Consider the following 1,062-nt stretch of genomic DNA (forward strand, 5'->3'; position numbering starts at 1 on the left):
CTAGATGTGGAGCCTCAACAGGTTGTTCCTGGTTAGAGCGAGTCTGCTGATGGGTGGCATTGAGCCGATACTGCCATGCGGCCGGTGCCAATTGTAGCGGTGCAGCCATCTCGGCAGCTCGGCGGCTCGTTCCTTTGAAGTGTTGTAGGCGCGGGCATAGGCCCATTCGCGCAGGCTTGTCTGGATAAAGCGCTCGGCCTTGCCGTTGGTCTTCGGAGTATAGGGCTTGGTGCGGATGTGCTTGAGACGGAGGCGTTTGCAGGCTTTGCGGAAAGCAAAGGATTTGTAGCAGGATCCGTTGTCGGTCATTACCCGCTCGACCTTGACGCCGAGGCTTGTGTAGTAGGCGATCGCAGCCTTGAGGAAGGCCACGGCGCAGCCCTGTCGCTCGCTCTTCATCACCTTGCTGAAGGCAATCCGGGAGGCATCGTCGATACAGACGTGGACATATTCCCAGCCAGGTCCTTCGCCGCGAGCCCGCAGGCTGCTCTGTCCAGTCCGGTCACCAGTGATGCGATGGCCTACACGGTTGAACTTGCCGAGCTTTTTGATGTCGAGGTGGATCAGCTCGCCGGGATGTTCACGCTCATAGCGCCGCACTGGCTCGGCCGGTTCCAGGTGGCGCAATCGGTTCAATCCCAGCCGCCGCAGGATACGGCTGACGGTCGCGGGCGAGATGCCGACCTCGGTTGCGATCTGTTTGCCTGTGTGGCGCTGCCGGCGCAACGCTTCGACTTCGGCACATGTGGCAGGCAGGGTCTGGCTTGGCGATGAAAGGGGTCTTGAGGAGCGATCACGCAACCCATCCACGCCTTCCTCGTGGAAACGCTTGACCCACTTGGTGACGGTCTTCGCCGAAACATTGAATTGCAGTGCGGCTGCAGCCTTCGTCAGGCCACCTTCGATCACGCTCCGCACCATGACCTCTCGACCTTTCGGCGTCAGAGGCGCATTCTTATGGGTGTCCATTCGGTCCTCCGGGGATTGGCTAAAGCTTCGACAACTTCAGCTTCCTCGTTCAGGACCGGATGGACAACCTCCTGAAAGCTCACACCTAGAGCA

1 protein-coding gene is annotated in these 1,062 nt (G+C 59.8%); it reads right to left on the reverse strand.

Annotated elements, in window-relative coordinates; translation table 11 throughout:
• A complete protein-coding gene (locus tag BRAS3843_RS04995; RefSeq protein WP_008967657.1) occupies positions 1–969 on the reverse strand; it encodes an IS481 family transposase in 969 nt (322 codons plus the stop codon).
• Between the last annotated feature and the right edge of the window lie 93 nt (positions 970–1,062).

This window comes from Bradyrhizobium sp. STM 3843 (genome assembly GCF_000239815.1).
GTDB lineage: Bacteria > Pseudomonadota > Alphaproteobacteria > Rhizobiales > Xanthobacteraceae > Bradyrhizobium.